Here is a 16,658-nt window from a genome sequence, read left to right on the forward strand (position 1 = left end):
GATGACGAGCGGGATCGCGCTGGCCGGTGCCGAACGCCGGTTGAAGGCCTATGTCACCGCGCTGTGGGGATTCGATCCGCCGTTGCGGGCGCTGGCGGAGGACGGCGATCCGATGGCGGCGCGGCCCCGCTTCGATGCCCACCTCGTCCGGCTGCCGGCGGTCTGGCCCGGCATGGATGTCTACCGGGCGGCGCTGGCCCATGTCGCGGCGCACCGGGTGTTCTCGCGTCCCTGGCCGGCCAAGGGGCTGAAGCCGCTGCTGACCATCGTGGTGTCGCTGGTCGAGGACGCGCGGGTCGAGCATCTGGCGATGCGCCGCTTTCCCGGTCTGCGCCGGCTGTGGGCACCTTTCCACCGGGTCGAGCCGTCCGGCTCGCTGATGGCTGCCGACCTGATGGAGCGGCTGGCACGGGCGCTGTTCGATGCAGAGCACCACGACGGCAACGCCTGGGTCGACAAGGGTCAACACCTGTTCTTCGAGCGGCCGGATCGTTGGGACGACCCGGCCTTCAGCCTGACCGTCGGCGGCATCCTTGCCAACGAGCTGGGCAAGACGCGGGTGCAGATCAACGCCAAGGGGCACCGCGTCGACCCGCCCTATCGTGATGACAATGCCGGCTTGTGGCTCTACGACACTCCGCCGGAGCCGCCGCGCGACGCCGACGACCCGCTGGAGGCGGCGCGGCCGGAACGGGTGGAGGAAGACCACGCGGATCGGCGCGACGGGTTGCCCGAGCCTGTGCCGGCGCCGGCACCGCTCGCCGTTGCCGAAACCGCGGCCCTGCGGCCGGTGGCGCGCTATCCGGAATGGGATTACCGCATCGGCCTGCACCGGCCCGACTTCGTCCAGCTGGTGGAGTGTGATCCGGTGCCGGCGCCGCCATTGGACATGGCTGCCGATCCGTGGTTGGCGGGCCGCGTGCGCGCCCTGGTCCGTCACGCCGTGGTGGCAAGGCCGGAGCGGTTGCGGCGGCAGAGGGAGGGCGATCGGCTCGACCTCGACGCCTGCATCGGCGCGGCTGCCGCCCAGCGCCACGGCCACGCACCGGACACCCGTGTCTACCAGTGGGTGAGGCGCGAAGGGCGCGACCTGTCGGTCCTGCTGCTGCTCGATACCTCGCACTCCACGAACGATGCGGTCGGTGACGGCACGGTGCTGGAGTTGGAACGCCGGTCGGCGGATCTGCTGGCCGGCGCGCTGGCTGCGGCGGGGGACCGTTTCGCGCTGGCCGGCTTCCGGTCAGACGGCAGGGAAGCGGTACAATGGCTGCCGGTCAAGCGCTTCGGCGATCCCTATGACGAGGCGGCGCGCGGGCGGCTCGCCGGTCTCGACGGGCGCTGGTCGACGCGCATGGGGGCGGCGTTGCGCCATGGTGGCAGGGAGCTTGGCCGCCAGCCGACGCTGCGCCGCCTGCTGCTGCTGGTCACCGACGGCGAGCCGTCCGACATCGACTGCCCCGATCCGCGCCATCTGGTGGAGGACGCCCGCAAGGCGGTGCAGGAACTGTCAGGGCGCGGTATCGACGTGGTCTGCGTGGCGCTGGGCGGTGATCGCCCGACGCTCCACCACATCTTCGGGTTTCGCAACGTGCTGCCCGTCGACCGGGTGGAGCAACTGCCGGAGATCCTGCCGGCGATCTATGTGCGGCTGACCGGGTGACGCCGACAGGGTGACGCGGACGGGGGCAACCTCCTACCGGCCGTTCAGCGCCCGCACCGCCATCGCAGCGGCGGCGGCCCGGTTCTCGACGCCGAGCTTGGCGTAGATCTGCTCCAGATGCTTGTCGACGGTGCGCGGGCTGAGGCCGAGGATTTCGGCGATGTCCCGGTTGGGCTTGCCGTTGGCGACCCACATCAGCACTTCGGCTTCCCGCGTGGTCAGGGACAGCCGGTCCTTCAGCAGGGCGTCATCGCCGGCTCCGCTCTCCTCGGCCAGCTGCAGCAGGAACTCGTCGGGGCCGGTCTGGCCGACCGGGCTCAGGCGCAGGCTCCGGCCGTCCATGCCGGTGGCGATCGTCACGCTGTCGGGCTTGCGCCCCGGACCGCCGGCCTGCCGGTCCGCCAGCCAGCGCCGCGCTTCCTCCGGCAACGAGACGCCGGCTCCACCTGCGGCTCCGCCATCGGTTCCGAACGCCGCCTCCAGCATGCGGGTGGTCTGTGGCGTGCACCACAGCACCTCGCCCTTGTGGTTGGCGGCCAGCAGGGTGCGGCCGGTGACGTCCAGCGCCGCCCGCGTGCTCTGGGCGACGCGGGCGTTGGCCAGATGGGCGTACATGCGGGCGATCAGCGTCTCCGCCACGATCGGCTTGGTGACGTAATCGACGCCGCCGGCGGCGAAGGCCTTCAGGATATGCTCGGTCTCGGTCAGGCCGGTCATGAAGAGCACGGGGACATGGGCGACCTGGCTGTTGCGCTTCAGCTGGCGGCAGGTCTCGAAGCCGTCCAGCCCCGGCATGATGGCGTCCATCAGGATGACGTCGGGCGTCACCTGCTCCAGCAGCGCCAGCGCCTTGCGGCCGTCCAGCGCGACCAGCACGGTCACTCCGGCCTCTTCCAGCGCGTCGGTCAGGAAGCTGAGCGCCTCGGGGGAATCGTCGACGACGAGAACGACGTCACGCGGTTTGGTTACGGCTGCTTTCGTCATGGCTGTCATCGCGGTACACCGCCTCCAGCGCGGCCATATACTGGTTCAGGTCGTAATTGCTGACGAGCGCGCGCATGCGGCCGACGAAGCGCTCCAACTCGGGATGGGCGGCGGCGATCTCCGCCAGCTTGGCTTGCATGCCGCGGACATAGCCGATGCGGCCCAGATGGATCAATTCGGCGATGTGGTGCTGCGGCGGTAGCTCCGACGGGGTGAAGACCGGCGGGCCGGACTCGGCGCCGGCCGGCTCCTCATACACCCAGTCGATGCCGCGCAGCCGGCCGATGCAGGCCAGAAGCTTGGGGATCGACACCGGCTTGGCGACGAAGCCGTCATAGGGGCGATCCGGGACGGCCGAGGAGCGGTCCTCCCGCGTGTCGGCGGACACCAGGATGATGGTGGTCTCGACATGGCCGGCGTCGCGCAGGCGCCGAGCCACCTCCAGCCCGTTCATGCCGGGCATCGAGATGTCGAGCAGCAGGATGTCCGGCCGGTGCAGATCCGCCATGGCGAGGCAGTTCGGTCCATCGGTCGCCTTCACCACGGTGAAACCCAGCTCTCCCAGGATGTCGGCCAGCAGGTTGCGGTGGGCGAGGTCGTCGTCGGTCACCAGTACGGTCAGGCGCGGCCCGCGATAGCCGCGGATCAGGTGATCCGGCTGGGCCGGCGCGGTCGACAGCATGGCCGCCGACATCATCAGCCGAACCCGGAACAGGCTGCCCTTGCCGGGGGTGCTGGTCACGGTGATCTCGCCGCCCATCACCTGGGTCAGCAGCTTGGTGATGGTGAGGCCCAGGCCCATGCCGGGCACCATCGGGTTGGCGGCCGACCCACGCTCGAAAGGCTGGAAGATGCGTTCGCGGTCGTCGGGCGCGATGCCGGGGCCGGTATCCTCCACCTCGAACTCGGCGATCTGGCTGCGGTGGCGCACGCGCAGGCACACCGTGCCGGTGTCGGTGAACTTGATGGCGTTGGACAACAGGTTGATCAGGATCTGGCGGATGCGCCCCTCGTCGGTGAAGACCACCGGCGGCAGTTCCTCCGGCGCCTCGAAGCTGAAGACGATGCCCTTGGCCTCCGCCTGCAGGCGGAACATGCCGACGAGCTGGTCGAGCAGGTCGCCGAACCGCACCTCGGCCCGGTTCAGCTGGAGCCGGCCGCTTTCGATCTTCGACACGTCGAGCAGCCCGTCGAGCAGCCCCGACAGATGCTCCGCGCTGCGCCGGATGACGCGGACGGCGTCGATGCGGTGCGGCGGCATGGCGGGGTCGCGCTCCAGCATCTGCGAATAGCCGAAGATGGCGCTGAGCGGCGTGCGGAATTCATGGCCGATGCCGACCAGATAGCGGCTCTTGGCGAGGTTCGCGGTCTCCGCCGCCTCCTTCGCCTTCTGGAGCTGGGCGTCGGTGCGGTCGTGCGCCTCGATCTCCTGCATCAGCAGCGCGGTCTGCTTCTGCGTCTCCTCCTGCGCCACCTTGCGGCTTTCGCGGGCCAGCACGAACAGCCAGGTGGCGACGCCGGCAACGATCATCAGGATGAAGAAGACCTTCCACAGCGTGCTGCGGATCAGCGCCTGCGCCTCGGCATTGACCGAGGCGACCTCGACATAGACCAGGGACAGCACCGCGCCGATGGCGAGCGCCAGCATGAACAGGACGGCCAGATAATGGCCGAGCCGGGCCTTCAGCGCCGTCGCCGCCCGTGGAGGCAGGATGGCGTCCAGCGCGTGGCGCAACTGCACGCCCACCCGGGCGTCGCTCTTGCAGCCGTCGCCGCAGCGGGCGTCCAGCGAACAGCAGAGCGAGCAGATGGCGCCGGCATAGACCGGGCAAAAGGCCATGTCGTCCGGCTCGAACGCATGCTGGCAGATGCGGCAGCGGATCGCCTCCTCGCCGTTCCAGCCCTCGAAGGGGCGGCGCGCGATGTAATACTCGCCGCGGGTGGCCCAGGCGATGGCCGGAGCGGCGGCGAAGGCGGTGGCGAAGGCGAGGAAGGGTGCGCAGACCTTCAGCGTCGGTCCCAGCGCACCCAGGAAGGCCAGCATCGATAGCAGCGTCGCCAGCAGCATGGCGCCGACACCGACCGGGTTGATGTCGTAGAGGTGGGCGCGCTTGAACTCGACATGGCGCGGGCTGAGTCCGAGCGGCTTGTTCACCACCAGATCGGCCACCAGCGCCCCGATCCAGGAGGCGGCGACGCTGGAATAGAGCCCCAGCACCGGCTCCAGCGTCTTGTAGATGCCGAGTTCCATCAGCATCAGGCCGATGACGACGTTGAACACCACCCAGACCACGCGGCCCGGATGGCTGTGGGTCAGGCGCGAGAAGAAGTTGGACCAGGCGATGGAGCCGGCATAGGTGTTGGTGACGTTGATCTTCAATTGCGACAGGACGACGAACAGCCCGGTCAGGCCCAGAGCCAGCTGCGGAGAGGGCGTCACATACTGGAAGGCGACCAGATACATGCGCGTCGGCTCCGCCGCCAGTTCCAGCGGCACCGCGTTCTGCAGGGCCAGCACCACGAGGAAGGAGCCGAGCAGGAGCTTGATCATGCCGATGACGATCCAGCCCGGTCCCGCCGCCACCAGCGCCACCCACCAGTTCAGCCGCTTGCGGCCCTTGGCATCGGGGTCGTAGGGCAGGAAGCGGATGAAATCGACCTGTTCGCCGATCTGTGCCAGCAGCGAGAACACCACCGACGCCGCGGCACCGAACAGCATCAGGTCGAAACCGCCGGCGCCGGCTTCCGCCGACTGGCCGGTGAAACGGGTCCAGGTGGCGAAGGCGTCACCGTCGTCGAGCGCGATGAACAGGAAGGGCAGCGCGTGCAGGGCCAGCCATAGTGGTTGCGTCCACAGCTGGATGCGGCTGATCACCGTGAAGCCATAGGCGACCAGTGGGATCACCAGGAGCGAACTGACCACATAGCCGGCGGCCAGCGGCAGGCCGAACACCATCTCCAAGGCGGTCGCCATGATCGCCGCCTCGATGGCGAAGAAGATGAAGGTGAAGGAGGCGTAGATCAGCGAGGTGATGGTCGAGCCGATATAGCCGAAACCGGCGCCGCGCGTCAGCAGGTCCATGTCGACGCCGTAGCGGCTGGCGTAATAGCTGATGGGCAGCGCGCTGGCGAAGATCAGGACGGCGGCGGCCAAAATGGCGAAGACCGCATTGGAGAAGCCATAATTCAGCGTGATCGCGCCGCCGATGGCCTCCAGCGCCAGGAAGGAGATCGAGCCGAGCGCCGTGTTGGCGACCCGTGACGGCGACCAACGCCGCGCTTTGCGCGCGGTGAAGCGCAGCGCGTAATCTTCGAGCGTCTGGTTCGCGACCCACCTGTTGTAGGTCCGCCGGACCGCGACGACCCTCTGGCGCTTGCCCTTCACCCCTGTCCGCCCTCCAGTTGTTTGTTTGTTGTGCTGACATTCTCCGGGGTCGTTCAAGGACCTTCTTCCACAGTAATGTCCATCATATCGCAGTCTGGCAAAAAGAATTCCGCAGACCAAGAAAAATGAAAATGCGCGAGTTCTCTGCGAGAGCATATAGCGGCGTCACTCGCTTTTCGGTGGTTGCGAGCAGCATGCCATTCCCGGACTGTTGACAGTTTATAACGATTTGCGGGCTTTCGCCCCTATACGCAAATCCACGTATTGCTGCGCCGCACCGTTCGGCCAACCATCGGCACGTCCTATCGCGGTACGCTCCGCCAACTCCCCAAAAAATCCCGCCTTTCAAAAAGGCCCGGCTCCGTCGCAGGCGACCTTTTTCAGGGCGACAACGGCCAACATCAGGAGGTTTCATGTCCTCGGACAAGATCAATGCGGACAAGATCAACGGTGGCCTGCCTTCGCCGCTCCGCCGCAAGCTCCTCCTCGGCATGGCGGTGCTGCCCGCCGTCGGCCTGCTGCCGCGCGGCGCGCTGGCCCAGGCGCTGCCGACCGATGCGGTGAACACGACGAAGCTGGCGGTCACCGACAGCACGGTGAAGGTCGGCATCCTGCATTCCACCACCGGTACCATGGCGATCTCGGAGACCGGCTCGGTCCAGGCCGAAAAGCTCGCCATCGCCCAGATCAACGAGATGGGCGGCGTGCTGGGCCGCAAGATCGAGGTCATCCAGGAGGACGGTGCCAGCGACTGGCCGACCTTCGCCGAAAAGGCGCGCAAGCTGCTGGTCGAGGACAAGGTGGCGGCGGTGTTCGGCTGCTGGACCTCGGCCTCGCGCAAGGCGGTGCTGCCGGTGTTCGAGCAGTATAACGGCATGCTCTATTATCCCACTTTCTATGAGGGGTTGGAGCAGTCGAAGAACGTCATCTACACCGGCCAGGAAGCGACGCAGCAGATCCTTGCCGGCCTGGACTGGGTGACGAAGGAGAAGGGGGCGAAGACCTTCTTCCTGATCGGCTCCGACTATATCTGGCCGCGCACCTCCAACAAGATCGCCCGCAAGCACATCGAGATGCATGGACAGAAGGTGGTGGGCGAGGAGTATTTCCCGCTCGGCCATACGCAGTTCAACTCCGTCATCAACAAGATCAAGCTGACCAAGCCGGACGTGATCTACGCCTCGGTCGTCGGCGGGTCGAACGTCGCCTTCTACAAGCAGATGAAGGCCGCCGGCATCGACCTGAACAAGCAGACGCTGATGACCATCTCCGTCACCGAGGACGAGATGCTGGGCATCGGCGGCGAGAACATCGCCGGCGCCTATGCCTGCATGAAGTATTTCCAGTCGCTGAAGAATCCCAACAACGAGAAGTTCGTCGCCGCCTTCAAGAAGATGTGGGGCGGGGAAAGCGTGATCGGCGACGTGACACAGGCGGGTTATCTCGGCCCCTGGCTGTGGAAGCTGACGGCGGAGAAGGCCAAGAGCTTCGATGTCGACAAGATCGCTGCCGCATCGGCCGGCATCGAGTTCACCGGGGCGCCGGAAGGCTATGTCCGTGTCCATGAGAACCATCACCTGTGGAGCAAGACCCGCGTCGGCCGTGCCCGCACCGATGGGCAGTTCGAGGTGGTCTACGAGACCGCCGACCTGATCGAGCCGAACCCGTTCCCGAAGGGCTACCAGTAAGGGGCGGGGCCAAGGCATCGGCTTCGATTGCCCCCTCCCTAACCCTCCCCCGCTTATGCAGGGGAGGGGACTGCCGCCGAACGCCGACAAAGTTCCTGTCCCCCTCCCCCGCGAGAGCTCTCGCACAAAGCTGCGCTTTGTGCTGACGCGACAGGCGGACCGAAGGTCTGCTGAGAGCGGGGGAGGGTCGGGGCGGGGGCAAGCGTCACAGGAGTTCCCATCATGTTCGAGGGTTACAGCCTGGCCGAGCTCGGGTCGATCTTTGCGATGCAGGGATTTGCGGGGCTCATTCTGTTTTCCGTCTTCGTGCTGATGGCGCTTGGCCTCGCCATCATCTTCGGGCAGATGGGCGTCATCAACATGGCGCATGGGGAATTCATGATCCTCGGCGCCTATGTGACCTATCTCTGTTCGAACGTCGTTTCCAGCACCGTGCCGGCCCTGTTCCCGGCCTATTTCTTCATCGCCATGGTGCTGGCCTTCATCGCCAGCGGGGCGCTGGGCATGCTGGTCGAATGGGGGATGATCCGCTTCCTCTACCGGCGGCCGCTCGATACGCTGCTGGCGACCTGGGGATTGAGCCTGATCCTCCAGCAGGTCTTCCGCTCGGTCTTCGGTGCGCGCGAGGTCGGCGTGGTGCTGCCCGACTGGCTGATGGGATCGGTCGCCGTCACCGACACCATCGAGGTGCCGATCAACGGCCTGTTCGTGATGGGCCTGACCATCGCCATCACGATCGTCATCTATGCCGTGATGTTCCGCTCGCGCTGGGGCCAGGGCGTGCGGGCGGTGATGCAGAACCGGGTGATGGCCGGCGCCGTCGGCATCAACACCGAAAAGGTCGACCGCTACACCTTCGGTCTCGGCTGCGGCATCGCCGGGGTGGCGGGCAGCGCCTTCACCATGGTCGGCTCGACCGGCCCGACGTCGGGCCAGCTCTACATCGTCGACACCTTCCTGGTGGTGGTGTTCGGCGGCGCCCAGAGCCTGATCGGCACCATCGCGTCGGCCTTCACCATCAGCCAGGCCCAGTCGACGATGGAGTTCTTCCTCAGCGGCTCCACCGCCAAGGTGCTGACCCTGCTGACCGTCGTCGTGATCCTGATGCTGCGCCCGCAGGGCCTGTTCGTCCTCAAAGTCCGCCGCTGAGGAGCCTTTCCCATGACGTCCACGACGCGCACCCCTCAAAGTCCAGCTCAGGGCCGCCTTCTCGGGCGCATCGACGGCGACATCGCAGGCATCCTGCTGCTGGCCGCCTTCCTGGTGATCGTCCTGCCGCTGGGGCTCGACATCTTCCGCCTGAACATGGTCGGGAAGTACCTGACCTATGCCTTCGTGGCGCTCGGCCTCGTGCTGTGCTGGGGCAGCGCCGGCATCCTGTCGCTGGGCCAGGGCATCTTCTTCGGCATCGGCGGCTATTGCATGGCGATGTTCCTGAAGCTCGAGGCCTCCAGCCCGGAAGCCACCAAGATCCAGTCGACCCCCGGCATCCCCGACTTCATGGACTGGAACCAGCTGAAGGCGCTGCCCTGGTTCTGGGAACCGTTCCACAGCCTGACCTTCGCCAGTGTCGCGGTGGTGGCGGTCCCGGCGCTGCTGGCCTTCATCGTCGGGCTGGCGATGTTCAAGCGGCGGGTCGGCGGCGTCTATTTCGCCATCATCACCCAGGCCTTCGCCGCCATCCTGACCATCCTGATCGTCGGCCAGCAGGGCTACACCGGCGGCATCAACGGCATCACCGACCTGCGCACCCTGAAGGGCTGGGACATCCGCACCGACGAGGCGAAGCTGGTGCTGTACTTCGTCAACGCCGCATTGCTGATCGGCTGCATCCTGCTCTGCCTCTATGTCCGCCGGTCCAAGCTGGGGCGCATCCTGGTGGCGCTGCGCGACAAGGAGGACCGGGTTCGCTTCTCCGGCTACGACGTCGCCAACTTCAAGATCTTCGTCTTCTGCTTCGCTGCATCGCTGTCGGCGGTGGGCGGCGCGATGTTCACGCTCCAGGTCGGCTTCATGTCGCCGTCCTTCGTCGGCATCGTGCCGTCGATCGAGATGGTGATCTATTGCGCGGTCGGCGGCCGGCTGTCGCTGCTGGGCGCGGTCTACGGCACGCTGCTGGTCAACTGGGCCAAGACGATGCTGTCGGAGAGCTTTCCGGAACTGTGGCTGTTCGCCATGGGCGCGCTGTTCATCGGCGTGGTGATGGTGTTCCCCAACGGCCTTGCCGGCCTCTACCAGCAGTTCATCGCCCCGCAGCTGCGCCGGCTGACCAGCCGCCCGGCGAGCGGTGCGGCCGCCCCCTCCGCCCCGATCATCCCGCCCCACACCGCCGCCGACTGAGGAGGGAGCAAACCCATGGCGAATCCCACCGATTACCTGCTGGCGGTCGAAGGGCTGACCGTGTCCTTCGACGGCTTCAAGGCGGTCAACGACCTGTCCTTCTACGTCGACAGCAACGAGATCCACGTCATCATCGGCCCCAACGGCGCCGGCAAGACCACGGTGCTCGACCTGATCTGCGGACGGACCAAGGCGTCCGGCGGCTCCATCAAGTTCCGCAACAAGGAACTGACGGCGATGAAGGAGCACCAGATCGTCACCGCCGGGGTCGGGCGCAAGTTCCAGAACCCGTCGATCTACGACGACCTGACCGTGTTCGAGAATCTGGAGATCTCCTATCCCCGCGGTCGCAGCGTGTTCGGCGCGCTCGCCTTCAAGCGCGACGCCGCGGTGCGCGAGCGGGTGGCGGAGATCGCCGAGATGATCTTCCTGGCCGACCATCTCGACCAGCGCGCCGAGTATCTCAGCCACGGCCAGAAGCAGTGGCTGGAGATCGGCATGCTGCTGATCCAGGATCCGGAGCTGCTGATGCTGGACGAGCCGGTTGCCGGCATGAGCGTCAACGAGCGCAGGAAGACCGCCGAGCTGCTGAACCGCATCATCCAGAACCGGTCGGTGCTGGTGATCGAGCACGACATGAAGTTCGTCGAGGACATCGCCCACCGCGTCACCGTCCTGCACCAGGGCAGGATCCTGTCGGAAGGCAGCATGGAGCGGGTGAAGAACGATCCCAAGGTCGTCGAAGTCTATCTGGGCCATTGAGCCTATCCAGGCCATTGAGCGGGGGATCAAGAGATGCTGTCGGTCAATCAACTCCGCGTGTCCTATGGCGAGAGCGAGGTCCTGCACGGGCTGGACTTCGCGGTGGCGCCCAATGAGATCGTCGCCATCATGGGCCGCAACGGCATGGGCAAGACCACGCTGATGAAGTCGCTGATGGGGATCGTGCCGACCCGGTCGGGCGCCATCCGCATCGGCGACACCGAGATCACCGGCCTGAAGAGCTACGAGCGGGTGGCCAAGGGCGTCGCCTATGTCCCGCAGGGCCGCATGATCTTCCCGACCATGACGGTGCAGGAGAACATCGAGACCGGGCTCGGCGTCCATGGCGGCCGCAGCGTTCCCGGCGACCTCTACGAGCTGTTCCCGGTGCTGCTGGAGATGAAGGGCCGGCGCGGCGGCAACCTGTCGGGCGGGCAGCAGCAGCAGCTGGCCATCGCGCGGGCGCTGGCGACCAGGCCGAAGGTGCTGCTGCTGGACGAGCCGACCGAGGGCATCCAGCCGTCGATCATCCGCGAGATGGCCCGCACCCTGCGCCGCATCCGCGACGAGAAGGGGCTCAGCATCATCGTGTCGGAACAGGTGCTGAGCTTTGCGCTCGACATCGCCGACCGGGTGCTGGTGATCGAGAACGGCGAGATCGTCCATGAGGACAGCCGCGATCAGGTCGACGAGGCGAAGGTCGCGCGGCTGCTGTCGGTCTGACCGGCGCCGGCTCCCCCCGTCCCCGTACCCCGCCTCTCCACCACAGAGGGAAGCGCCATGAGCCCTGCCAAGTCCGCATCCACCGCCTGCGCCGTGGTCGCCCTGCTGTCCGCCATGGCGGTGCCGCTGACCGGCTCGACCGGAGTGGCGACCGCCGGCCTCGTCGTTTCCGCGGCGCTGGCCGCCGCCGCCGCCGCCCTGACTCACCGGCGGGATGCCGCGCTCGGTCCGCTCGGCGCCCGCGCCGTGGCGCTGTCCGGTGCGGCTGGCGAAGCTGGCGGCGAAGCTGGCGGCGACCCGGTGCGGGAGCTTGCCGCCGCGCTCGACCGCATCGCCGCCGCCGCCGAGATCCGCGCCGCCCATGAGGCGGAGCGCGAGGCCGAGCGCAAGGCGACGGAGGAGCGCGCGGTGCGGCTGGAGACGCTGACCCGCGCCTTCGAGAACAAGGTCGGCCATCTGGTGCAGACCGTCTCCACGGCGGCCGGCGAGATGACCGGGACGGCGACCGCGATGACCGGCACCGCCGACCGCAGCAACCGGCTGTCGGCGACGATGGCGGCGGCGTCCGGTCAGGCCTCGGTCAACGTCCAGACGGTGGCGACGGCCACCGAGGAGCTGTCGGCCTCGATCCAGGAGATCGGCCGTCAGGTCGCGGTATCGGCCGGCATCGCCGGCAAGGCGGTGGAGGACACGCGGCGCACCGATTCGGTGGTCCAGGGGCTGGCCGAGAGCGCCAACCGGATCGGTCAGGTGGTGTCGATGATCCACGGCATCGCCGGCCAGACCAACCTGCTGGCGCTGAACGCCACCATCGAGGCGGCCCGCGCCGGTGAGGCCGGCAAGGGCTTCGCCGTCGTCGCCACCGAGGTCAAGGCGCTTGCCAACCAGACCGCCAAGGCGACGGAGGACATCTCGACCCAGGTCGGCGCCATCCAGTCGGCGACGGCGGAGGCGGTGGACGCCATCCGCGGCATCGCCGGCACCATCGCCGACATCAACGAGATCGCCGCGACCATCGCCGCCGCCGTCCAGCAGCAGGGCGCCGCCACCGCCGAGATTTCCCGCAGCGTCCAGGAGGCCGCGCGCGGCACCGAGGAGGTCGCCCGCAACATCGCCGGCGTGACCGAGGCGGCGGCCGACACCGGCATGGCGGCTGGGCAGGTGCTCGACGCCGCCGGCGAGGTGTCGCAGCGCGCCGACCAGCTGAGCCAGGAGGTCAACAACTTCCTGGCCGAGGTCAGCCTGCAGGCCGCGCTGCGCCGGCGCACCGCCGCATCGGGGCGGATGACGGGCGGCGGCGCAGCGGTCCGGCGCAGCGTCGCCGGCGGACCGGCGACGGCGGCGGTCAACGGCACCGGGCTGGCGGTCACCGACGACAGCGTGACCATCGGCATCCTGCATTCCGCCACCGGCACCATGGCGCTCAGCGAGGGCGGGTCGATCCAGGCGGAGATGCTGGCGATCCAGCAGATCAACGAGATGGGCGGCGTGCTCGGCCGCCAGATCGTCATCGCGCAGGAGGACGGCGCCAGCGACTGGCCGACCTTCGCCGACCGGACGGCCAAGCTGCTGGCCGGGGACAAGGTGGCGGCGATCTTCGGCTGCTGGACCTCGGCCTCGCGCAAGGCGGTGCTGCCGATGCTGGAACGGCACAACGGCCTGCTCTACTACCCGACCTTCTACGAAGGGCTGGAGCAGTCCCGGCACGTCATCTACACCGGCCAGGAGGCGACCCAGCAGATCCTCGCCGGGCTGGACTGGGTGATGCGGGAGAAGGGGGCCAAATCCTTCTTCCTGATCGGCTCGGACTATATCTGGCCGCGCGCGTCCAACGCCATCGCCCGCCGCCACATCGAGCGCAAGGGCTGCCGCGTCGTCGGCGAGGAGTATGTCGAACTCGGCCACACCCGGTTCGAGGCGATCATCGCCAAGATCAAGGCGAGCAAGCCGGACGTCATCTACCCGATCGTCGTCGGCGGTTCCAACGTCGCCTTCTACAAGCAGCTGAAGGCGGCGGGGATCAACCTCGGCACCCAGATCCTGCTGACCAACAGCGTCACCGAGGACGAGATGCTGGGCATCGGCGGCGATTATATCGCCGGGGCCTTCACCTGTGCCAAATATTTCCAAAGCCTGGAGCTGCCGGCCAACCGCGCCTTCGTCGCCGCCTTCAAGGCGATGTGGGGGGCCGACAGCGTCATCGGCGACGTCACCCACAACGCCTATGTCGGCCCCTGGCTGTGGAAGCTGGCGGTCGAGAAGGCCGGCAGCTTCGACGTGGCCCGCGTCGCCGCCGCGTCGCCCGGCATCGTCTTCTCCGGCGCGCCCGGCGGCGAGACCCGCATCCACGAGAACCATCACCTGTGGACCCGGACCCGCATCGGCCGCGCCCGGCGCGACGGCCAGTTCGACGTCGTGTTCGAGACCCGCGACCTGATCGAGCCGAACCCCTTCCCGGAGGGGTTCCGCGAGCTGGCGGCTTAGGTCTCCCTCCGGTGCCCCCTCCCTAACCCTCCCCCGCTGGCGCGGGAGAGGGGACTGCCGCCGCTTTGCCTAGGGCACCCTCTCCCGCGGAGCGGGGGAGGGTCGGGGAGGGGGCAAGCACATCATCCACCCCCCCGTCACCAATCAGTCCACCAATAAGGAAGAGCAACCATGGCTGACACCCTGATCAAGGCCGACCTGTCGCAGTCTCCCTACGAGAACGACATGATCCACAACCGCTGGCATCCGGACATCCCGATGGCGGTGACGGTCAAGCCGGGCGACGATTTCATCCTGGAATGCTACGACTGGACCGGCGGCCAGATCAAAAACGACGACGATGCCGCCGACGTCCGCGACGTCGACCTCAGCCAGGTGCATTTCCTGTCCGGCCCGGTCGGGGTCGAGGGGGCCGAGCCGGGCGACCTGCTGGTCGTCGACCTGCTCGACATCGGCGCCTTCCCGCAGCAGCAATGGGGCTTCAACGGCTTCTTCTCCAAGCAGAACGGCGGCGGCTTCCTGACCGAGCATTTTCCGCTGGCCCAGAAGTCGATCTGGGACTTCGAGGGCATGTTCACCAAGTCGCGCCACATCCCCGGCGTGCGCTTCGCCGGGCTGATCCATCCCGGCCTGATCGGCTGCCTGCCCTCGCACGACCTGCTGGCCAAGTGGAACAAGCGGGAACAGGCGCTGATCGACACCAACCCGACCCGGGTTCCCGGCCTCGCCAACCCGCCCTATGCGCCGACCGCCCATATGGGCCGGCTGAAGGGCGACGCCCGCGACAAGGCGGCGGCGGAGGGCGCCCGCACCGTGCCGCCGCGCGAGCATGGCGGCAACTGCGACATCAAGGACCTGTCGCGCGGCTCCAAGATCTATTTCCCGGTCTATGTGAAGGGCGCCGGCCTGTCGATGGGCGACCTGCATTTCAGCCAGGGCGACGGTGAGATCACCTTCTGCGGCGCCATCGAGATGGCCGGCTGGGCCCATCTGAAGGTGAACCTGATCAAGGACGGCATGGCCAAGTACGGGATCAGGAACCCGATCTTCAAGCCGAGCCCGATCGTGCCCAACTACAACGATTACCTGATCTTCGAGGGCATCTCGGTCGACGAGGCCGGCGAGCAGCATTACCTGGACGTCCATGTCGCCTACCGCCAGGCCTGCCTGAACGCCATCGAGTATCTGAAGAAGTTCGGCTATTCCGGCGCCCAGGCCTATTCGATCCTCGGCACCGCCCCGGTCCAGGGCCACATCAGCGGCGTGGTCGACGTGCCCAACGCCTGCGCCACCCTGTTCCTGCCGACCCAGATCTTCGACTTCGACATCACGCCGAATGCCGACGGCCCGACCAAGTTCATCAGCGGCGACGTCGACATGCCGATCGCGCAGGACCGCGTGTAACCGGAAGAAGGGGAGGCCGCGCCATGCCGATGTATGATTACGAGTGCCCGACCTGCGGCGACTTCACCGAGATGCGGCCGATGGCCGAATGCAGCCTGCCGCAGCTCTGTCCCCATTGCGAGACGCCGTCGCCGCGGGTGATCCGGGTGGCGCCGGCCTTCTCCGGCGTGTCCGCGGCGACGCGGGCGGCGCACGCCACCAACGAGCGCAGCGCCGACCGGCCGAGCCTGCTGTCGGAGGTCGGGCCGAAGGGCAAGCACGGTCCCGGCTGCGGCTGTTGCGGCGGCGGGAGCAAGAAGGGACGCTCGGTCCTGCGCACCCCCGACGGGGCCAAGGGCTTCCCGACCGCGAGGCCGTGGATGATCAGTCACTGATCGGGCACTGACGGGGCGGCCGGGCGGCGGCCTTGGCGGCGAGTGGAACGTTTGAAACCGGGTGAACCATCGCGGGCGACCCTGTTCAACGTTCCACTCATCGGCGGGCCGGCGGGCCGCCGGTTCAGCCGCGCCGGCCGAAGGCGCCGCGGTCGCCCTTGCGCTCCTTCGCCGTGCCGAGGTTGGGGAAGGGGTCGTCGGGGTTGAGGGTCCAGGGATAGACGCCCTTCGGCCCCTCGGCCTCCGGCTGGGCCAGGATGGCGGCGATGGTCGCCGCATCGGGCGGCACCCGCTCGCGCAGGGCGCCGGGGATGAGGTCGTCGTCGGGGTCTTCGTCCAGGCCGTCGGCGGGGATGCCGGCCGGCGGCGGTTCGGGGAGGGGGGCGGTTCCCTCGCCGGGGTCGGCGAACAGGCCGAGCCTGTCGGCCAGCCAGCGCACGGTCGCGCCATCGCCGGCCGAGACAAGCCGTTCGATCTGCTCCGTCACCAAGCCGCGCAACGACGAGAGCCGCAGGTCGGCCTCGCGGTTCAGCGCCTGCCGCTCCCACCACACCCGCTGGCGGAACGGCTGCGAGCCGTAATAGGCCCGCCACAGGGTCGTGCGGCTGCATCCCATCGCCCGCGACACGCCGAGGAAGGACGCACCGCGCGCCAGCATGCCGGCGGCCATGATCCATTGCTCCTCGTGAAAGCGCGATCCGGGCACCAGCCCGTCCGGCGCGGCCGGCGGTTCCCCGGCCCAGTGGGGGAGGCTGGCGGGGGCGGTGTGGGGGGCGGCGTGGTCGGCGGGGTGCAGGCAATCGGGGGGCATGGCGGGGCTCCATGGGGTGAAGTAAGGTATTATTCCTATAATG

12 protein-coding genes are annotated in these 16,658 nt (G+C 67.8%); 9 read left to right on the plus strand and 3 right to left on the minus strand.

Translation table 11 applies throughout. From position 1 onward, the window contains the following. Window position 1: 1 nt before the first annotated feature. A complete protein-coding gene (locus AL072_RS30705) occupies window positions 2-1,660 on the plus strand; it encodes a nitric oxide reductase activation protein NorD (protein ID WP_052710309.1) in 1,659 nt (552 codons plus the stop codon). Window positions 1,661-1,693: 33 nt separating this feature from the next. Here AL072_RS30705 and AL072_RS30710 read toward each other — a convergent pair whose 3' ends face one another. Next, window positions 1,694-2,644 carry a response regulator transcription factor gene (locus AL072_RS30710; RefSeq protein ID WP_045584762.1) on the minus strand — a complete coding sequence of 317 codons (951 nt, stop codon included), beginning with the start codon at window positions 2,642-2,644 and terminating at the stop codon, window positions 1,694-1,696. Further along, window positions 2,613-6,029: a hybrid sensor histidine kinase/response regulator gene (locus tag AL072_RS30715; protein ID WP_045584763.1), complete on the minus strand. Its 3,417-nt coding sequence runs from the start codon at window positions 6,027-6,029 to the stop codon at window positions 2,613-2,615. The genes AL072_RS30710 and AL072_RS30715 overlap by 32 nt, the downstream gene beginning before the upstream one ends. 413 nt (window positions 6,030-6,442) lie before the next feature. Between AL072_RS30715 and urtA the strand changes: the two genes are divergently transcribed. From urtA to AL072_RS30755, 8 genes are all read left to right on the plus strand, one after another. Next, complete coding sequence (gene urtA, locus AL072_RS30720) at window positions 6,443-7,717, plus strand: urea ABC transporter substrate-binding protein (RefSeq protein WP_045584764.1); 1,275 nt, start codon at window positions 6,443-6,445, stop codon at window positions 7,715-7,717. Window positions 7,718-7,939: 222 nt separating this feature from the next. After that, window positions 7,940-8,866 (plus strand): urea ABC transporter permease subunit UrtB, encoded by a 927-nt coding sequence (urtB, locus tag AL072_RS30725; protein WP_045584765.1) that lies wholly within the window; start codon window positions 7,940-7,942, stop codon window positions 8,864-8,866. 12 nt (window positions 8,867-8,878) lie between these two features. Further along, on the plus strand, window positions 8,879-10,057 hold the full coding sequence (gene urtC, locus AL072_RS30730) for an urea ABC transporter permease subunit UrtC (RefSeq protein ID WP_082109241.1): 1,179 nt from the start codon (window positions 8,879-8,881) through the stop codon (window positions 10,055-10,057). 15 nt (window positions 10,058-10,072) lie between these two features. After that, complete coding sequence (urtD, locus tag AL072_RS30735; RefSeq protein WP_045584766.1) at window positions 10,073-10,819, plus strand: urea ABC transporter ATP-binding protein UrtD; 747 nt, start codon at window positions 10,073-10,075, stop codon at window positions 10,817-10,819. A gap of 33 nt (window positions 10,820-10,852) precedes the next feature. After that, entirely contained in the window at window positions 10,853-11,542 is a 690-nt protein-coding gene (urtE, locus tag AL072_RS30740; RefSeq protein ID WP_045584767.1) for an urea ABC transporter ATP-binding subunit UrtE, read from the plus strand. A 57-nt stretch (window positions 11,543-11,599) separates the two neighbouring features. Beyond that, window positions 11,600-14,026 (plus strand): transporter substrate-binding protein, encoded by a 2,427-nt coding sequence (locus tag AL072_RS36375; protein WP_144428426.1) that lies wholly within the window; start codon window positions 11,600-11,602, stop codon window positions 14,024-14,026. A 171-nt stretch (window positions 14,027-14,197) separates the two neighbouring features. Next, on the plus strand, window positions 14,198-15,430 hold the full coding sequence (fmdA, locus tag AL072_RS30750) for a formamidase (protein ID WP_045584768.1): 1,233 nt from the start codon (window positions 14,198-14,200) through the stop codon (window positions 15,428-15,430). Between the two features lie 23 nt (window positions 15,431-15,453). Continuing rightward, window positions 15,454-15,804, plus strand: a complete 351-nt coding sequence (locus AL072_RS30755) for an FmdB family zinc ribbon protein (RefSeq protein ID WP_045584769.1) — start codon at window positions 15,454-15,456, stop codon at window positions 15,802-15,804. A 124-nt stretch (window positions 15,805-15,928) separates the two neighbouring features. Here the strand turns inward: AL072_RS30755 and AL072_RS30760 are convergent, their stop codons facing one another. Further along, window positions 15,929-16,615 carry a hypothetical protein gene (locus AL072_RS30760; RefSeq protein WP_045584770.1) on the minus strand — a complete coding sequence of 229 codons (687 nt, stop codon included), beginning with the start codon at window positions 16,613-16,615 and terminating at the stop codon, window positions 15,929-15,931. Between the last annotated feature and the right edge of the window lie 43 nt (window positions 16,616-16,658).

Source organism: Azospirillum thiophilum (genome assembly GCF_001305595.1).
Classification (GTDB): Bacteria; Pseudomonadota; Alphaproteobacteria; order Azospirillales; family Azospirillaceae; genus Azospirillum; species Azospirillum thiophilum.

Excerpts from the sequence above, each read along its gene's own strand:
- fmdA (WP_045584768.1), top strand. The coding sequence starts at position 14,198 with ATGGCTGACACCCTGATCAAGGCCGACCTGTCGCAGTCTCCCTACGAG.
- AL072_RS30705 (WP_052710309.1), top strand. The coding sequence starts at position 2 with ATGACGAGCGGGATCGCGCTGGCCGGTGCCGAACGCCGGTTGAAGGCC.
- urtB (WP_045584765.1), top strand. The coding sequence starts at position 7,940 with ATGTTCGAGGGTTACAGCCTGGCCGAGCTCGGGTCGATCTTTGCGATG.
- AL072_RS30755 (WP_045584769.1), top strand. The coding sequence starts at position 15,454 with ATGCCGATGTATGATTACGAGTGCCCGACCTGCGGCGACTTCACCGAG.
- urtD (WP_045584766.1), top strand. The coding sequence starts at position 10,073 with ATGGCGAATCCCACCGATTACCTGCTGGCGGTCGAAGGGCTGACCGTG.
- AL072_RS30710 (WP_045584762.1), bottom strand. The coding sequence starts at position 2,644 with ATGACGAAAGCAGCCGTAACCAAACCGCGTGACGTCGTTCTCGTCGTC.
- urtE (WP_045584767.1), top strand. The coding sequence starts at position 10,853 with ATGCTGTCGGTCAATCAACTCCGCGTGTCCTATGGCGAGAGCGAGGTC.
- urtA (WP_045584764.1), top strand. The coding sequence starts at position 6,443 with ATGTCCTCGGACAAGATCAATGCGGACAAGATCAACGGTGGCCTGCCT.
- AL072_RS30760 (WP_045584770.1), bottom strand. The coding sequence starts at position 16,615 with ATGCCCCCCGATTGCCTGCACCCCGCCGACCACGCCGCCCCCCACACC.
- urtC (WP_082109241.1), top strand. The coding sequence starts at position 8,879 with ATGACGTCCACGACGCGCACCCCTCAAAGTCCAGCTCAGGGCCGCCTT.
- AL072_RS36375 (WP_144428426.1), top strand. The coding sequence starts at position 11,600 with ATGAGCCCTGCCAAGTCCGCATCCACCGCCTGCGCCGTGGTCGCCCTG.